Here is a 16,608-nt window from a genome sequence, read left to right as displayed (position 1 = left end):
CTCAGCTCCACGGTCGGGCCATCCCCTGCGGACGGACTGACTGACTGACATACAACTCAACCCGGAAGGGCGTTGGATTGGGACCGTGAATCGGCCTGATACAATTCCCACTCCTTCGGGCCTATAGCTCAGCTTGGTTAGAGCGCTTCCCTGATAAGGAAGAGGTCCCTGGTTCAAATCCAGGTAGGCCCACCGTGCGAAACCCCGCTCCCAGAGCGGGGTTTCCTGGTACTCGAGAGTTGCGCCGACCGTGTTCTTTGGTTTAGTCCACACCTGGTCCACACGTGATTCGCGAACGCCGATCACCAAATTGCCTGCCACAACGACCCCTTGACCGACCCGCCGGGGATCCTCACGAACGCGTTCGTTATTCACTTGGCCATTGAGGACGTAGCGTTATTGTGGCATGATTGTGGCATGACCAGAGTGAGACTTAGCACCACGGTGGACGGGAGGTTGCTCGAAGAAGCAAGACGCCTCCGAACTGACGTCAACGACGCCCGGCTGATCGACGAAGCGCTGGCAGCGCTACTCGCCCAATACAGGGTGGCCGAGATTGATGCGGCTTACGGCGCTTATGACGCCCAGCCGCTCGACCAACCCGACGAATGGGGTGACCTGGCCTCGTTCCGTGAGGCCGCTGGGTCCTCGTGAAGGATCTGCCATTGCGCGGAGAGGTTTGGTGGTGCGAACTACCCGAGACCACCCGCCGACCCGTCGTCGTCCTCTCGCGTGACGTAGCAATCCCAAGACTTCGCCGGACGGTGATCGCTCCATGTACGACCAACATCAGAGGTCTCCCCAGCGAGGTCTTGCTCGAACCGCAAGACGATCCGATCCCTCGAAGGTCGGCAGTGAATCTGGATTCGATTGAGAGCGTCTCGGTTGGAACGCTCACCGAGCGGCTGGGCCGCCTGAGCGATGCACGAATGCGCCAGGTATGCCAAGCGCTCAACGTCGCTGTCGATTGCATCCCCTGAAGCACGTCGGATCCAAACAGATCACCAAACATGGGGATATCGCATCTCGCCCGAGGGTGCGGGCGATCGGGGACCCAGGGAGCGGTTCGAGCGGACTACCAAAAGCGAGTTACGGATGTGTCCGGAATTGCCGTTCTCGGATGGGATTCTGGGGACGACCTTGGTCCCCACCGTGCGCGGATGGATCTCGGGCGACGGGTGAGCCAGGCTCCACGGGTCTTTTTTTCGACTTCTTGGACGAGAAAATACCACCCAGAGCGGCGATTTTCGCGACTTGAGGCCGGGACACGAAGGGCCCGAGGCGTTAGCTCTCGGGCCCATCGATCCCTGGCGACACCGGACAAACCAGCCGATGTTGTGGGAAGAGTAGCTGGGAGGCTATCTCGCACCGGTGGCATATGCCGTACTCGCCCCCCTAACATACAACCGCTCACGGCGCGATTCCATGGGCCGCTCGACCCATTTTTTCAGCCCTAGTTGCCTGGGTCTGCGTACAATGCAGGTATGAAAATTCGAAAGCTCTTCTTTTTTGCAGCCATCGTGGGAGCCGTTGCTTCCCTACTAAACAGGCAAAAGCAGCTCGATGCTCCCACCGCTGATGGGATCTGGAAGCCCGTCGACCCGCTTTCCGAGTGAACGTCACGCTCAGTAGGAGAACGCCACTTCTCTCACGGGTGTCGCGCGTACTGACGGCGGACCCCACCATTGACTCCGTGAGCTACTGGGACGGTCGGAGCGATACCGACGTGATGGTGGCCTATGCCGACGACGAGGCCACCAGCCACGCGCCACGTTTCGTGGTGACCGCCGACGAACATCTTGAGGGTGCTGGTCTGGCGAACTGCAACCCGAAGGGATTGGCCGGGGCTCTGGCCCGTGTGCTGGGCGGAACGGTTGAGCACCTTTCGTGGGCGAAGCCCGGCGCGGCCCGCGGATCTGAAGCAGTCCGGTTTCCCGACCCGGTGGGCCTGAGGTATGGATCAATCATCGACCAGACGTTGACTCTGGCTCCCGCTGGTTCAGCGATCTCGTCGATCGTGGTCGATATCACGACGGATGGCGGGTCAATTCGATACGGGGTGGTTGACGACGCCGAGTTTCTCGCCGCCGTCTGCTGGGCGGCCGGAGTCGTTGCAGCCGGGTCGGTCATCGAGTCAGGCGAAAAGCTGACCCCTACCGAAGTAGCTGGTGAGTATCTTCAGGCCTGCCAGAACGCCGGCATCGTAATTGCCCGGCTTGAGCAGAGTCTTTAGCGACCAAAACCCTCAGCGAGCTTCGTCCTCAACGACCGGTCGGAGCAGGCGACTTCTGCTGGGTCTCTGACGGAACTACCGCCGCCATGTCGTTCGTTGGCGGAGCGGTTTGCCACGATTGGACTTGCCGGACCGGGCGGTTCTGGGCGGTCACCGGTGCGTTGAACGACTCCTCGAGAACGACAACTTCAAGGCCTCCAACCACGTCGGAGATGAGGTTGTACATTACGGCCCCCAGCGTCGTGATCCCCGTCATGAGGACCGTGAACGCAACCCCGAGAAACGCGGCCAGACGGAACATGTAGTCGCTGGACGGGACCAAAGGACCGGCGGTGATGTCGCGCAACCCGATGCTCGAGAGCGTGTCTTCGATAAAGGTCGGATACCCGGCCGCCGTCACAAACGACCAGAAAATGACGCCGCCCAACACGAGCGCCAGTCCCATGACGGCGTACAGCGCGAACGAGACCTTGAGGACCGTCCACGGATCTATCTTCCGGATTATCCGACGCACTCTGCGTACTTGGGCCATGCGGCGTTCAGCTCCTTACCGGGGTCATCGAAGTGTAATGCAGAGCGAGGACCAACCCTACGTTCAAAGAACGACAGCCGTTTGCAATCAGTTCCCGCCTCATTCCTCGATGCCCTCATCCTGCTCAGGGAGCACCACCGCAAAGGCAGCGATGAAGTCGCCGGACGGTAGGTTCATGACCTTCACGCCACTCGCTTCTCGCTTCTGACGGCTGATCTTCTTGGTCGGCATCCGGATGGCAATGCCCGAAGACGAGATGACGAACAGCTCCATTTCGTCCGTTACGGCTCTGGCTCCAACCATGACGCCACGCACCCTGGTGAGTCGCATCGCCTTGAGGCCGATTCCCCCACGGTTTTGTGGCCGGAATTCGTCCATCTTGGTCCGTTTGCCGTACCCGCCGGAGGTGAGCAAAACAAGCTCCGAGCCGTCGGTGCTCGAGGCAGCAGAAACCACCCGGTCGCCCTCGCGGAGCCGGATGCCCCGGACGCCTTGCGTTGCTCTGCCCATCGGACGGAGATCGTTTTCGGAGAAACGGATTCCCATTCCTTGCTCGGTGAAGATCAACACATCGTTCTCACCGTTGGTCGTGCGAACTGCCACCACTTCGTCGTCCTCTTGCAGTTTGATGGCAATGAGCGACGACTGGCGGGAGTCGTACTCTGAAAAGGGCGTCTTCTTGACGACACCGTTCTTCGTAATCATGACGAGATACCGGGCCGTTTCGTAGTCGCGCGTGTCGACAATCGCCTCGATCCTCTCGTCGGGCAAAAGGGGAAGCACTGCCTGGGCAAGGACCCCTTTGGCAGTCCGCGATTGACGGGGCACCTGATGGGCCTTGATGCGATGCACCTGTCCTTTGTTCGTAAAGAACAACAAGATCGCATGGGCGGTGGTGTGAAGAAGGCGGGTAATGACGTCGTCTTCGCGAACCTCGGCCGCCTTTACCCCCCGGCCACCGCGTCCTTGCACCCGGTAGATGTTGGCCGGTACCGACTTCAGGTACCCGGACTGGGTAACCGAAATGATCAGCTCGTCGTCGGCAATCAAATCTTCCAGCGACAGATCGCCTTCATCAGGAACGATGCGGCTACGCCGACTATCCCCGAACTTGTCGCGAACTTCGGCGAGCTCATCCTTGATGATCTCGCGACGTCGGGCCGGACTTGCCAGAATCGCTTCGAGGTCTGTGATAAGCGCCATCAATTCGGCATAACGTTCGCGTAGCTTGTCGACTTCGAGGGCGGTCAAACGACGCAATGGCATATCCAGGATGGCCTTGGTCTGTTCTTCGGAAAGTTCAAACCGCTCGATAAGAGCATTCTTGGCGGCTTCCGTGTCAGCCGAACCACGAATAATCCTGATGACCTCGTCGATGTTGTCAACGGCGATGATGAGGCCCTGGACGATGTGGGCTTCCCTCTGGGCCTTATCGAGACGGAAACGGGTCCGGCGCTCGATGACTTCCATCTGGTGATCGAGGTAATAACCGATCAATTCACCAAGGTTGAGAGTCCGAGGAATCCCGTCAACCAGGGCAACGTTGTTCACGCCAAACGAATCCTGAAGCTGAGTGGTCTTGAAGAGCTGGTTTAAGACGACCTGCGGGACGGCGTCCTTTTTGAGCTGGATTACGATACGCGTACCGACCCGGGAGCTCGACTCGTCTCGAAGGTCCGAAATACCGTTCAAGGTCTTGTCGTTCACGAGCGCGGCAATTCGCTCGAGAACCCGACTGGCAGACACCTGGTACGGGAGTTCGGTCACCACGATGCAGGTTCTACCCCTGACCTCTTGGACGTCGGTCACCGCCCGAATCTTGATCGATCCACGACCGGTCAGCAAGGCATCCTTGATCCCTCTGGTACCGACGATGTAGGCGCCGGTCGGAAAGTCAGGGCCTTTGACGAACTGGAGATAGTCCTCGACAGGAGCGTCCGGATTGTCGATCCCGTATATCGCCGCGTCGATGATCTCACCGAGATTATGGGGCGCCATATTGGTAGCCATACCCACTGCGATACCTTGACTGCCGTTGGCGAGCAGGTTCGGGAAGCGGGCAGGTAGGACGGTTGGCTCCTGGAATTCGCCCGAGTAGTTCGATGAGAAGTCAACCGTATCCTCGCGAATGTCCTGGAGTAGATACGAGGCCAACTGCGACAATCGGGCCTCCGTATATCGCATGGCGGCGGCCCCATCATCGGGAGTTCCGAAGTTTCCTTGCGGATCGATGAGCGGGTAGCGGAGCGAAAAGTTCTGCCCCATTCTCACCATGGCGTCATAGATGGCATCGTTCGAGTGCGGGTGATACTTGCCCATGACGTCACCGACCACGGTCGCCGACTTACGGTGGACTGAGGCCGAGGTCATGTTGTTTTCGAACATCGAATAAATAATTCGCCGCTGGACCGGCTTCAGGCCGTCCCTGGCGTCGGGAAGCGCCCGCGACACGATGACCGACATCGCATATTCAAGGAACGACGCCGATATCTCGTCCTTGATATCGATGTCAGGAATGTTTTCAGTGGTTTCGTCTGCCATGCGGGACTCCTAAATATCCAGGAAGCGAACGTCTTTGGCGTTCTGCTGAATAAAGCTTTTGCGAGATTGCACATCGTCACCCATGAGCACCGTGAACATCTCATCGGCCAGCGCGGCGTCATCGATCTCGACGCGCATAAGGGTGCGAGTGGCGGGGTTCATCGCCGTGTCCCACAATTCATTGTCATTCATCTCGCCAAGACCCTTAAATCGGGAGGGGGTGATCTTGCGGCCTTCGTTCTCGGCCATGAATGTTTCGAGGGCCGCGTCGTCTTTGAGGTAGATCACCTGTTTTCCCATTTTGACGCGATACAACGGAGGGACGGCTACGTACACGAAGCCTGCCTCGATCAGACCGCGTAGATGACGGAAGAACAACGTGAGAAGCAAGGTCCGAATGTGGGCACCGTCGACATCGGCATCGGCCAAAATCACAATCTTGTGGTACCGGGCTTTCTCGATGTCGAACTCGTCGCCAATGCCGGTCCCAGAGGCGGTGATAATCCCCTGCACCTCGTTGTTCTGAAGCGCCTTGGCAAGACGGGCCTTTTCGACGTTGAGAATCTTGCCCCGAATTGGCAAGATCGCCTGGAACTCGGAATCCCGGCCCGTTTTGGCGGGACCGGCCGCAGAATCACCCTCGACGATGAAGAGTTCGGACAGAGACGCTTCTCGCGAGGAACAGTCCGCCAACTTGCCAGGCAACGACGCAGACTCGAGGGCCGTCTTGCGGCGGGTGAGATCGCGCGCCTTGCGAGCCGCTTGCCGGGCCTTCTGAGCCGAAACGCATTTTTCGGCGATCCGTCTGGATTCCGCAGAGTTGCGCTCCAGCCACTCAGGGATCAACCGGTTCATGGTCTTGGTGACGTAACTGCGAATCTCGGTATTGCCGAGCTTGGTCTTGGTCTGGCCTTCGAACTGGGGTTCGCGGACCTTCACCGAAATGATGGCAGTAAGGCCCTCCCGAACATCCTCACCGCTGAGGTTGTCGTCCTTCTCTTTCAGGATGCCTTTAGCCCGGGCAAACTCGTTCAGGGCGCGAGTCAGGGCGGTACGGAAGCCCTCTTCGTGGGTTCCTCCCTCGTGCGTATTGATGTTGTTGGCGAAGGTAAGGACGGTCTCGGTGTATCCGGTGGTCCACTGGAGGGCGACATCCAATTCGTGCTGGTCGGCAGAATCCTCGAACTGCAAAATCCGACCGTGGATGGGCTCGCGGCTCGCGTTGAGGTGCTTGACGAAGTCAATGAGGCCCTGCTTGTACAGGAACGTCTCCCCGACCGGTTCGTCGCCGCGTTCGTCAACCAGGCGGATCTCGAGGGCTTTGTTCAAGAAGGCCATCTCGCGAAGGCGGCCGACGATCGTTTGATAGTTGAACTCGGTGGTTTCGGTAAAGGTGACCGGAGACGGCCAGAAAGAAATCGTAGTGCCGGTCTTCTTGGACTCCCCCACCTTCTTCACCGGGGCCCGGGGCTCGCCGTGCTCGAAGGTTTGGAAAAAGGCGCCGCCATCCCGACGAACCTCGGCGTCCAAACGAACAGACAACGCGTTGACGACCGAGACTCCCACCCCATGAAGGCCGCCCGAAACCTGATACGCCCCCGAATCGAACTTGCCGCCGGCATGAAGCGTGGTCAGAACGGTGGTGAGGGCTGATTCCTTCGTGACCTTATGCTTGTCAACTGGGATCCCCCGGCCGTTGTCCGCGACCCGAACGCCCCCATCGGCAAGCAGGGTCACTTCGATCCGGGTGCAATAACCCGCCATGGCTTCGTCTACCGCATTGTCGACCACTTCCCATACGAGGTGGTGTAACCCGCGTGGGCCGGTCGACCCGATGTACATACCCGGTCGTTTACGGACCGGGTCCAGACCCTCGAGGACCGTAATTTCAGACGCTTTGTATTGCCCTGGTTTCTCAGTAGCCACGGGTTTCCTTTGTTCGCGAATCGCTCAACGGTCGCTCGATACTTGTCACAGCAACCGGAGCGGTATTACACATTTGTAAGTTTAGTCGTTTTCGACCACTTACCCAAGCCAGGCCACCAGTTAAACACAGGGACCAGATCCGTTAGAAACGTATATCGGAATTGGCTTTTTTGGGTGGTCGTTCTCAAGCCGAAGCCGACGGTCCGACCAGACGAACAGACTCGACGGCCGGTTGCTGAACGGCCTCATTCAGGCGGTCGATAAGGTCGGTCACGCCGTAGGACAGAACCCGAATCGAGGCCCGATTGTGCACTCGAACAGTGAGTTCGCCTCCGGCCAACATGACCGGCTCGGCGCTGGATTGCCACGGTTCCCCCACTGCGCCTGGCCAGGCTGCCACGAGTGTAAAAAACAGATCCGCATCTGCCAGACCTAATCGCTTCAACCAGGTCGATAGCCCGTCTCCAATCGCTTCAAGCTCCCGGCTCATGAGACCTGCCCGTCCGCCACAGTCCAGCGACGCCCCTCGACAGGTACTTCTTCGAACCGGGCGGTTGAGATGAAGGTCTGAGCCTTCGGCAGGGCTTTGGCCAATGCCTTGGCCCGGGTGATGTCGAGTTCGGAAAAAACGTCGTCCAGAACCAGAATCGGTGCCTCGAGTGTGCTGGCAGTTATCGCTCGATGAGCGGCCAGTCGAAGGGCCAGAATGAGTGACCGCTGTTCGCCCTGACTGGCATGGGTTCTCGACGGACGTCCTCCCAACATAAAAACAGGCTCGTCGCGGTGTGGTCCCACGGTTGTCACTCTCCTTTCTCGATCGGTGGCGTCGGCCCTTTCCAATGCGCTCCACAACCGGGCCTCCCATTCTGGGATGTCTACGTTGGGATCCAGGGTCGCCCCCCAGCCCGATTCATATTCCAGTGAGATATCAATGGACTCGCCGGCCAGTTCTTCGTACGCGTCTCGAACGTAGTCTCGAACCGCCGAGGCACTCGACGCTCTTCTGGCCAGTACCTTCGCGCCGGCCTGGGACATTTTTTCGTTCCACACCGACAGGACCGCCTTGTCGGTTTGCCGTCCGTTGAATTTGAGAAGGGAATTGCGCTGCTTCACGACCCGTTCGTATTCCAGTTGATCAAGGTAGGCAGCCGGACGTAATTGCACGGCCACCTGGTCCAGGAACATCCTGCGGAGGCCAGGGCTTCGTTTGATGATGTCGAGGTCATCCGGCAGAAAAACAATTACCCGCGCATACCCGAGAATGTCGGCTGTTCTGGCCAGGCGTTGGCGATTCACCTGGATCCGGCGCCTTCCTTCAGCGGGCAATTCGATCTCGATCAGGGAGTTACGGTCACCAGAGCCTATTTCCCCTCGCAGGATGGCCGCTGTAGCCGCCAGCTGCCCCGGGAGTTGTCGTACCAGGCCACTGTCCGAGATCGCCCGAAACGAACGCATGAGGGCCAAATAGGCGACCGCCTCAAGAATGTTGGTTTTACCGGCCGCGTTTTCGCCAACGTAGATATTGACGTCGTCTTCTGGCTCAAGCCGGAGATGTTCGTAGGATCGAAAATCAGTTAGCTCAAGCCACTTGAGCTTCACGCAACCCGGACCGGCATGAGCAGATAGGTGAACTGGTCGTCGCCTACCCCGCGCAAGACCGACGGCTTGAGACCATCAATGACACTGAACTCGATTTCCTCGGCCACGATGGCTTGAACTCCATCAGTGAGATACCTTGGATTGAAGGCGATCAGCACCTCGTCTGCTTCACCTTCAAAGAGTCCCTCGATTTGTTCAACCTCGCCACCGACGTCCTGCCTGATAACCGTGACCTCGACTCCCCCTTCAGCCATCCGCAGCCGAACCGGAATGTGATCTTCTGCCACCAGCGACGCGCGCCCGAGAGCTTCTAACAACGCTTCCTTGTTGACAACGAAACGATTCGGATACGAGGCCGGAAGCAACTGACGGTAATTGGGGAAGGTGCCCTCGATAAGTCGCAAGGTCAACGAGCCCCGGTCGGAGGCAAAAACGGCCTCCCGGCCCATGACCCCGACTTTGACCTTGGCCGAACCGATGGTCCTGGCCATTTCGCGTAGGCCTCGTGCCGGTACCAAACCTGAGCCAGAGAGTTCAATTCCCGGAAGAGAGCGAACTGCCAGTCGGTAGGAATCGGTGGCAACAAAGCGAAGCCCGTCATCATCATGTTCCACCAAAACCCCGGTCAAAATGGGTCGCGCGGCATCAGTCGAAGCTCCAATGGTCACCTGCGAAATCGCGTCAGCAAGCAAGGCGCCGTCGACCAGAGTTGCCCCTTCCAGGGAGACATCGGGAAGTTGCGGGAATTCCGAAACCGGCAGTTCTCGAAGCGAAAACTTCGGGCCTTTGCCGGAAATAACCACTTCCCCGTCCTCAGAAGCGACCATGACGGCCCCAACTGGCATCTTCTTGATGGCCTCGGCGACCAGTTTTGCGGGAGCTACCAGTGAGCCTTCTTCAAGAACTTCCACCTGCGTCGTGGTCCGAACCGTGATTTCGAGGTCTGTACCGGTCACTTGCAGCGTATTGCCGGCTACCTCACACAGCACTCCGGTGAGGATTGGCTGGGCGGACCGTAGACCAACCCCACGGTTGGCGCGCGAGAACACGTCTGCCAGGTCATCTCGTTCAGCTCTGATTCGCACAGGACTTTGCCCTTCTTCGGTTGCTATTGATTAGTTAAGTTAAACGGTAGTAGTAGTAATAGGGGTTGTGGAAACTGGATAACTTTCCAAAACCCCAGGTTAACGACGGTTTATGTTTCCACAAGTGCGGGGGAGAACCAGGGACCTCTCCAAGGTGTCCTTGGGACCGTGTGTATAAAGAGTATGTCATTGGGGACGGATTCGGAGGTCTTGGGACAACGCGGTGACTTGTTCAAAGGTTTCGTGGTCGGTTTTCAACAGTCCTTTCACCTTTTCAATGGCGTACAAAACCGTCGTATGGTCCCTTCCACCGAACAGAGCACCGATTTTCGGAAGCGACAGGGAGCTATGTTCGCGGACGAGATACATGGCGATTTGCCTGGCTCGGGCGAGGGGTGCTTTGCGGCCGGGGCTCACCAATTCCTCGTGGGAAAAACCAAAGGCGGCGGCTGTTGACTGCATGATGTCCGTTGGGGTCACCGGACGGGTGGACCCATCCGAGATCAGGTCTTGAAGCACGTCGCGGGTTGTGGCAAGTGAAATCGATTCTCCGTGCAGGGTGGCGTACGCCGTAACCCGCGTTAGTGCACCTTCCAACTCACGAATATTGTCGGACACGTTGCTCGCAATGAACTCGAGTACGTCCTCTGGGTATTCATGAGCGGATCCGGCCGTGTTCTTTCTGAGGATCGCCAGGCGAGTTTCGACGTCAGGCGCCTGAATGTCGGTCAGTAGGCCCCACTCGAAACGAGACCGAACGCGATCGTCGAGCTTTGCAAGGTTTTTGGGGTGCCGGTCGGAACTGAGGACCATTTGTTTGCCGGTCTCGTATAAGTCGTTGAAGGTATGAAAGAACTCTTCGAGGATCTGTTCTTTCCCTTCGAAGAATTGGACGTCGTCGAGCAGTAGGACGTCGATGGTGCGATATCGCGCCTTGAACTCGGCCATCTGTTTCTTGCGGATTCCCTCGATGAACTCATTGAAGAAATTCTCCGATGACACGTAGCGAACAACGGCGTCGGGGTTCAACTCCAGTGCGTGATGGCCGACCGCGTTGAGAAGATGGGTCTTGCCAAGTCCGGCTGCGCCGTAAATGAACAGCGGGTTGTAGTGCTGGCCTGGCTGTTCGGCCACGGCCATCGCGGCTGCATGAGCAAATCGATTTGATGGACCGACGACGAATTCGTCAAATCGGTAGCGGTTGAGCAAGCGGGTGCTTTTGATCGGAGCGGAATCCCCCGGGCGGTGCCGGACCAGTTGAATGCTCGGTTCGGGTGCCGACCAGTCGTCCTGGAGATCGACGGTGACTTCTGGAGTATGGGCCAGGAGCTCCACACGGGCGCCCGGCCCCCAGATGCCGGTGGCCGCTTCCGTCAGCACACCGAGATGTTTGTCAATAACCCATTTGAGGTGAAATTCCGAGGGCGCGGCCAGGCGAAGGTTCGGTGGCTCCGATCCAACGTCTTCGAGAGCGGCCAGCCAAGTTTGCCAGGTAACGGGAGATACCTTGGAACGAATCAGATCCCTGAATACGTCCCAATCCTGCGTGACGGTTTGGGTCACCCGATACCTCCAGTAACGAATATTATCCACAGATCTATCCACAAAATGTGGAGAACCATCGGGCGAATCCCGATCGTCTACGGAGGCCCCGGTAACGGGAAGTGAACGCCAGGTTCCGCTGAAACGTGACTGTAGGGCGATACGAGGCCGCGTGACAAGAGTGAGAAATCTCGGCCTAAACGACCGGCCAGCGGTTCCACCAAGTGACAAAACCCCAGCTTAGAGGGCATTTTTGTTCGCGTAGATTTCGCGACTTCGATCAACTTTGGCCCTTCGGGCGGGTCCACCAACTTTTCGCGACCTACGAGAATTCTTCGCGCCTTGACGGGATCGGGTGCTCGGTAAGCCGTCGCGACGGGCCGTTGCTTTGACAAGGAATGCAGGTATTCGTAACCTTCTTGTACCTCACCCCTCGGGAGACCCCATGAAACGAACCTATCAACCCAATGTGCGCCGCCGTAAACGCAAGCACGGATTTCGCTCAAAGATGCGAACCCGCGCAGGTCGCGCGACCCTCAGCCGACGTCGCCTTCGGGGTCGTCAGCGAATTGCCGCGTAGGATTACGACACTCCGCGGCCGTACGGACTTCGATCGTTTGTACTCAACGGGTCGCCGCCGCCGGATCGGTGGTTTGATTGTGATTTCTGCACCTGCGCTCAGTGACCCCGGAAGGGTCGCATTTGTCGCCAGCCGAAAGGTTGGTGGTGCTGTGGCGCGGAACCGTGCCAAGCGCCGGATGCGGGAGGCGTTTGCCTCGGTTGTTCCCAATGCGGCCGCCGACGTCGTCTACACGGCAGGGACATCGGTGCTTTCTGCTCCCTTTGACCAGTTGGTTCTATGGATGAAAGACGCCAATCGTGTTTAGACACGCGGCCATGGCCTGTATCCGGATTTACCAGAAAGTGGTATCTCCGTTTCTTGGAAAAAATTGCCGGTACCAACCGACCTGCTCGCGCTACACCTATGAAGCCATCGAGAGATTCGGCGTCATTCGTGGAACCTCGCTCGGTGTCGGGCGTTTGGCCCGGTGTCACCCACTCCGCGAAGGGGGTTACGACCCCGTACCCGAAAGAGAACCCATCTCGTGATTGAAGCCATCGCTCGACCGCTTGCGTCGATCTTGTCCCTTTTCTACGACTTCATACCCAGCCTGGGGGCCTCGATCATCTTGTTGACGCTCCTCATCAACACGATTCTGTTCCCATTAGTGCTAAAACAAACACGGGCTAGTAGGGCGTTTACGGCGCTGCAACCTCAAATCAAAGCCCTACAAGCCAAATACAAAGACGATCCGAAGATGATGCAGCAAGAAATGGCGGCCATTCAACGAGAGTCCGGCGCTACTCCCCTGGGTTGTTTGGGCCCGATGATCGTCCAGATGCCGATCTGGTTTGCGCTGTTTCGCATGTTGAAGACCCCGCTCGATTTTGTCCCGGTTGACACCGGCTTACATGATGCGATCGCCGCCGGTCACTCGTCGTTCCTCGGTATGGACCTGATGAGCACCGCATCTGCGGCCTGGCAGACCGGCTTCGTGGCCGTGCTCCCCTATGCCATTGCCATCATGCTCATGATCGCTGCCCAGTATTTTCAGCAGGTTCATTCACAGATGGGCATTCAGCAGGACACCAGCGCCCAGGCCCAGACCATGCAGAAGATCACCAAAGCCATGCCGATCTTCTTCGGTTTCATTGCTATTCAATTCCAGGCCGGTGTCATCGTGTACTGGGCGACGTCCAACCTCTTTCGCCTCGCCCAACAGGCGTTTATTTTTAAGATCGATGGCAGGCCCCATCGGCCCGCACTTGGCGCGGCCGACGAGGATGCCCCGAGCAAGGATCCTGAGGTGAGCCCTTCACCGAAGAAGCCCCAGGGATCAGCCAAAAAGCGCAATCGGCGCAGGAGGAGTTGAAGTGGAAGTTGAATGGGTCGAGGTAAGCGGCAGGACTGTAGATATCGCAGTAGCTGTCGCTCTTGAGGAGCTGGGGATTGCCGATCGTGACCTCGCCGACATCGAGATTATCGAAGAGGGAGTGCGCGGCACGCTCGGATTTGGCAAAAAGGATGCGGTTGTTCGCGTTAAGCCCAAGTCTCAGCAGAAGAAACGGCGCCGCCGGCCACGGAAGCCGAGAGATGGCGAGACTCAGGACGAGCGCGAGTCGGGCCAACCGCGCCAACCCCGATCGAACAACCGGTCAGGGCAGGGCCAACAGAAAGAAGCTGGCCGTCCACGCCAGGAACAGCCCAAGCCAAAGGCCCAAGAAAAGGAGCAAATCGTCGTGAATAGAGACGAACAAGCCGACGTCGTCCGGGGTTTCCTGGAGGGCCTGCTCGAAGCGTTCGGGCTCGAAGGGGATGTACAGGTAGGAGTAGAGGACGAAGCCGTCGTCGCTCAGGTCATGGGCGACCAGACCGAAGCGCTCGTTGGCGAGCGAGCGGTCATCCTGCAAGCGGTACTCGAACTGACCCGTACGGTCGTACAACGACAGACGCATGACGGCGTGCGGATCCGACTCGACGTCGCCGGTTATCGGGAGCGTCGCCGGGAAGCGCTGGCCATCTACGCCCGCCGGCTCGGTGAGCGGGTTGTCGAAGAGCAAAGCGAATTACAGTTGGAGCCCATGAATGCAGCCGATCGGAAGGTTATTCACGATGCTGCCGCGGAAATCGACGGCATTCGCTCGTATAGCGAGGGCGAAGAGCCACGCCGCTTTGTGGTTCTTGGCCCTGACGGGAGCCGGCCCGCCGGCCTAGTGGCCTCCGACGACGAAGACGCTCAGGGCGAGGACATGGACACCTCCTCTGAGGAATAGCAGTCGACACTGTTTCACGTGAAACACAAGGGGCACTACCATTAGGTGGTGCCCCTTTCTTTATTGAACGACTTTTTGGACCGCCCACCCACGGCACAGATGCTTGACCGCCTATCGGAATTTGCTGCCTGGTTGATTTCGGAGGCCGCTGCAGCCGGCGGATTGGGGCCACAAGAGGAGAAGCGCCTGTGGCAGCGCCACATTTTCGACTCTGCCGCGTTTGCCCGAGCCTGGCCGGTGCCGCCGGAGTCGTGCATGGATCTCGGATCCGGGGCCGGCCTACCCGGGATTGTGTTGGGAATATTGTGGCCCACGACGGAAGTTCTACTGATTGATCGTTCTGGCCGCCGGACCGGACTGGTACGAAGGGCGATTCGGATCCTCGATCTCCCTAACGTGTCGGCGCGGCAGGCGGAGATCTCGCAGGTTTCCGCCGGTCAGGAGGCGGCGGTCATGCGGGCTGTCCTCCCGCCACCTGCAGCCATAAGAACCTTCGGCCGTCTCCTCGGCCCCGGCGGGCGCGGGGTTCTCGGACTGAGCAGAACGGCCGGTCCGAACGATCAGCTTCTCCTCCAAGAAGCTGAGAGGAACGGTCTGGCGGCCACGATCGAGACCATTAAGGTCCTTGACCCGCCCGCCTGGATGCTTATGATGTCTAGATCGTGACCAGAAACACCCGCATCGTCGCTCTCGCCAATCAAAAGGGCGGAGTCGGCAAATCGACAACTTCAATCAATCTGGCAGCCGCTCTCGCCTATCAGGGACAGCGGATCTTGCTCGTAGACCTTGACCCTCAAGGAAATGCGACCTCTGGCCTGGGGATCGATCGGTCGAGCGTCGAGCAGTCCGTCTACGAGGTCCTGTTGGAAGACGTACCCGTCGAGGACGTCATCGAGCCAACGAGCGTCCGAGACCTGTATGTTTTGCCGGCGACTATCGACCTCGCCGGGGCCGAGATAGCGCTCGTCTCGGCCTTTTCGCGGGAGCAGCGCTTGAAGACCGCACTCAAGGGGGTCGACGGCGAGTTCGATTACATCCTCATCGACTGCCCACCGTCCCTCGGTCTGTTGACCATCAACGCGCTGGCCGCTGCTCACGAAGTCCTCATACCGATCCAATCCGAGTACTACGCCCTGGAGGGTCTGAGCCAACTACTGAGGAACGTAGAGCTGGTGCAGAAAAACATCAATCCGGAGCTTGAGGTACATGGAGCCGTTCTGACTATGTACGACGCTCGTACCAACCTCTCCTCGGATGTCGCCACCCAGGTTCGCGAGTACTTCGGAGACCGGGCCTATCGGACGATGATTCCAAGGTCGGTTCGGTTGTCGGAGGCACCATCGTACGGAGAACCGATTGAGGCATTTGATCCGATGAGCAGGGGAGCGATTGCCTACCGAGAACTAGGCCGTGAGTTCCTGGCGAGACACAACAAGGAGTAGCGGGGGTATGGGCACACGACGCACAGGACTGGGCCGGGGCTTGGAGGCGCTCATCCCCCATGTAGAGGATGAGCACGCCTCCGAATTCGCTCTGGCTCCTATCGATTCGATCGTCCCCAACCCCCAACAACCCCGGACCACGTTCGACCCTGAGCGTATGGAAGCCCTGGCCGCCTCGATTCGTGAGGTTGGGATCCTTCAACCTCTGGTGGTTCGGCCTTCCCAGGACGGGACCTACGTACTGGTGGCAGGGGAGCGTCGGCTCCGGGCTGCCCGCGAGGTTGGCTTGCGCGAAGTTCCGGTCGTCATCCGGGTGGTAGACGATGACCAGGTTTCTCTGACCGCAGCGCTGATAGAGAACTTGCAGCGGGAGGACCTTCGTCCACTCGAGGAAGCCGCCGCCTTCAAACAGCTACTGGAAGATTTTGGGTTAACTCACCAGGAGATTGGCGACCGGGTAGCCAAGAGCCGATCAGCCGTGTCGAACTCGTTGCGGCTCCTCACGCTTCCCGCGGCGATTCAAGGGATGGTGGAACGGGGGGAATTGGGAGCTGGCCACGCCCGGGCTCTACTTGGGTTGGAGGACCATGCCTATGCCGAACACATTGCCCACCGGATCGTCGCGGAGGGATGGTCCGTCCGGCAGGTCGAAGAAGCCGTTCGGAGCCGCTCCGAAGGCCAACCAGTGCATCGTACACCCGAAAAACCTGTCCGCCCGGTCGCAATCATCGAACTCGAGCAACGGCTGGGGGAGCGCTTGGGGACGCCGGTTGTCATCAAACACGGAACAGCCAACCGCGGCAAGATCTTGATTTCGTATGGCTCGGTTGCCGACCTCGAACGTATCTACCGGGTGTTCTACGAGTAGGGGCC

General features: G+C 58.7%; 18 protein-coding genes and 1 tRNA gene. 12 read left to right on the top strand and 7 right to left on the bottom strand.

The window, feature by feature from the left end:
* The first annotated feature begins 117 nt into the window (after positions 1–117).
* The 4 genes from JJE47_11785 (at position 118) to JJE47_11770 (ending at position 2,233) form a co-directional block, all read left to right on the top strand.
* Positions 118–192 (top strand) — tRNA-Ile (locus JJE47_11785).
* 225 nt (positions 193–417) lie between these two features.
* Positions 418–654, top strand: a complete 237-nt coding sequence (locus JJE47_11780) for a DUF2191 domain-containing protein (protein ID MBK5268102.1) — start codon at positions 418–420, stop codon at positions 652–654.
* Positions 651–980, top strand: a complete 330-nt coding sequence (locus JJE47_11775) for a type II toxin-antitoxin system PemK/MazF family toxin (GenBank protein MBK5268101.1) — start codon at positions 651–653, stop codon at positions 978–980. Before JJE47_11780 ends, JJE47_11775 begins: the two co-directional genes overlap by 4 nt.
* Positions 981–1,693: 713 nt before the next feature.
* Positions 1,694–2,233, top strand: a complete 540-nt coding sequence (locus JJE47_11770) for a hypothetical protein (protein ID MBK5268100.1) — start codon at positions 1,694–1,696, stop codon at positions 2,231–2,233.
* A 28-nt stretch (positions 2,234–2,261) separates the two neighbouring features.
* Here the strand turns inward: JJE47_11770 and JJE47_11765 are convergent, their stop codons facing one another.
* From JJE47_11765 to dnaA, 7 genes are all read right to left on the bottom strand, one after another.
* Positions 2,262–2,765 carry a DUF3566 domain-containing protein gene (locus JJE47_11765; protein ID MBK5268099.1) on the bottom strand — a complete coding sequence of 168 codons (504 nt, stop codon included), beginning with the start codon at positions 2,763–2,765 and terminating at the stop codon, positions 2,262–2,264.
* 99 nt (positions 2,766–2,864) lie between these two features.
* Positions 2,865–5,306: a DNA gyrase subunit A gene (gene gyrA / locus JJE47_11760; protein MBK5268098.1), complete on the bottom strand. Its 2,442-nt coding sequence runs from the start codon at positions 5,304–5,306 to the stop codon at positions 2,865–2,867.
* Positions 5,307–5,315: 9 nt separating this feature from the next.
* Complete coding sequence (gene gyrB / locus JJE47_11755) at positions 5,316–7,232, bottom strand: DNA topoisomerase (ATP-hydrolyzing) subunit B (GenBank protein ID MBK5268097.1); 1,917 nt, start codon at positions 7,230–7,232, stop codon at positions 5,316–5,318.
* A 184-nt stretch (positions 7,233–7,416) separates the two neighbouring features.
* A complete protein-coding gene (locus JJE47_11750; GenBank protein MBK5268096.1) occupies positions 7,417–7,722 on the bottom strand; it encodes a DUF721 domain-containing protein in 306 nt (101 codons plus the stop codon).
* Positions 7,719–8,831 (bottom strand): DNA replication/repair protein RecF, encoded by a 1,113-nt coding sequence (locus JJE47_11745; GenBank protein ID MBK5268095.1) that lies wholly within the window; start codon positions 8,829–8,831, stop codon positions 7,719–7,721. Before JJE47_11745 ends, JJE47_11750 begins: the two co-directional genes overlap by 4 nt.
* On the bottom strand, positions 8,828–9,916 hold the full coding sequence (dnaN, locus tag JJE47_11740; protein ID MBK5268094.1) for a DNA polymerase III subunit beta: 1,089 nt from the start codon (positions 9,914–9,916) through the stop codon (positions 8,828–8,830). Before dnaN ends, JJE47_11745 begins: the two co-directional genes overlap by 4 nt.
* A 186-nt stretch (positions 9,917–10,102) precedes the next feature.
* Complete coding sequence (gene dnaA / locus JJE47_11735; GenBank protein MBK5268093.1) at positions 10,103–11,479, bottom strand: chromosomal replication initiator protein DnaA; 1,377 nt, start codon at positions 11,477–11,479, stop codon at positions 10,103–10,105.
* A 424-nt stretch (positions 11,480–11,903) separates the two neighbouring features.
* Between dnaA and rpmH the strand changes: the two genes are divergently transcribed.
* The 8 genes from rpmH to JJE47_11695 all read left to right on the top strand — a co-directional run bounded on the left by rpmH (position 11,904) and on the right by JJE47_11695 (position 16,603).
* Positions 11,904–12,038, top strand: coding sequence for a 50S ribosomal protein L34 (gene rpmH, locus JJE47_11730; GenBank protein ID MBK5268092.1), 135 nt, complete (start codon positions 11,904–11,906; stop codon positions 12,036–12,038).
* Positions 12,039–12,117: 79 nt separating this feature from the next.
* Entirely contained in the window at positions 12,118–12,345 is a 228-nt protein-coding gene (locus JJE47_11725) for a ribonuclease P protein component (protein ID MBK5268091.1), read from the top strand.
* A gap of 10 nt (positions 12,346–12,355) precedes the next feature.
* Complete coding sequence (gene yidD, locus JJE47_11720) at positions 12,356–12,568, top strand: membrane protein insertion efficiency factor YidD (GenBank protein ID MBK5268090.1); 213 nt, start codon at positions 12,356–12,358, stop codon at positions 12,566–12,568.
* Positions 12,565–13,392, top strand: a complete 828-nt coding sequence (locus tag JJE47_11715; protein MBK5268089.1) for a membrane protein insertase YidC — start codon at positions 12,565–12,567, stop codon at positions 13,390–13,392. The genes yidD and JJE47_11715 overlap by 4 nt, the downstream gene beginning before the upstream one ends.
* 1 nt (position 13,393) lies before the next feature.
* Entirely contained in the window at positions 13,394–14,293 is a 900-nt protein-coding gene (locus JJE47_11710; GenBank protein ID MBK5268088.1) for a Jag N-terminal domain-containing protein, read from the top strand.
* A gap of 48 nt (positions 14,294–14,341) precedes the next feature.
* Positions 14,342–14,959 carry a class I SAM-dependent methyltransferase gene (locus JJE47_11705; GenBank protein ID MBK5268087.1) on the top strand — a complete coding sequence of 206 codons (618 nt, stop codon included), beginning with the start codon at positions 14,342–14,344 and terminating at the stop codon, positions 14,957–14,959.
* On the top strand, positions 14,956–15,735 hold the full coding sequence (locus JJE47_11700; protein ID MBK5268086.1) for a ParA family protein: 780 nt from the start codon (positions 14,956–14,958) through the stop codon (positions 15,733–15,735). Before JJE47_11705 ends, JJE47_11700 begins: the two co-directional genes overlap by 4 nt.
* 7 nt (positions 15,736–15,742) lie before the next feature.
* Positions 15,743–16,603, top strand: a complete 861-nt coding sequence (locus tag JJE47_11695) for a ParB/RepB/Spo0J family partition protein (GenBank protein ID MBK5268085.1) — start codon at positions 15,743–15,745, stop codon at positions 16,601–16,603.
* The last annotated feature ends 5 nt before the right edge of the window (positions 16,604–16,608 follow it).

It is taken from the genome of Acidimicrobiia bacterium, assembly GCA_016650365.1.
Taxonomy (GTDB): domain Bacteria; phylum Actinomycetota; class Acidimicrobiia; order Spongiisociales; family JAENVV01; genus JAENVV01.
This window is presented reverse-complemented; position numbering and strand designations above follow the sequence as displayed.